Genomic DNA, 816 nt, shown 5'->3' on the forward strand with positions numbered 1-816 from the left:
GCGTGTCAGTATTTGGGCAATCTGTTCACGATGTGTCTACTGAGGCGCTGCGTAAGCGACTAGGGATTGTTTCGCAGCAGCCTGTGATGTTCTCTTCCACGATTAAGCATAATATTGCGTATGGCAACGAGGATGCCTCTCAAAAAGATATAGAAGCCGCAGCCCTAGCTGCGCATGCGCATGAATTTATCGAAGCATTGCCTAAAGGCTACGATAGCTATCTCGGTGAGCAAGGCACTCGCTTATCGGGTGGTCAAAAGCAGCGTGTTGCGATTGCGCGCGCCGTACTGAAAGATCCGGATATTCTTTTGTTAGATGAGGCGACAAGTGCGCTTGATTCTGAAAGCGAATATCACGTTCAGCAAGCGATTGATGAGTTAACCGAAAATCGCACGACCTTAATTATTGCGCACCGACTTTCAACGATTAAACATGTCGATCGGATACTGGTTTTTGATCAAGGCCAGATTGTTGCACAAGGCACGCATGATCAATTACTCGCCTCTTCAGAGCTATATTCGCGCTTGGCCAAGCTTCAGTTTATGGACGCCTAATCGCCCGATTTGCAATTGTTCACTCGCACGATTCACTAAGCCATTTCTGACTTGATTTGTATCAAATTTAGCCATTTCTGACTTGATTTGTATCAAATTTAGCCATTTCTACTATGCTAATTTGGTCAACTTTTCACCAAGTCATAAGCCTAATGGAGGCTTGAGGAAGTCCGAATGAGCGAAGTTACTCCAGTGATTCGCATGCTAAACGCCATCGAACGGGTAGGGAATAAAATGCCTCACCCAACTTGGCTATTTGTTT

1 protein-coding gene is annotated in these 816 nt (G+C 45.5%); it reads left to right on the forward strand.

The annotated features are described in order from the left end of the window. On the forward strand, nt 1-554 hold a 554-nt coding region (locus A3739_RS27380), incomplete at its 5' end, for an ABC transporter ATP-binding protein (protein WP_156502900.1). Nucleotides 555-816 lie beyond the last annotated feature (262 nt).

It is taken from the genome of Oleiphilus sp. HI0067 (assembly GCF_001635735.1).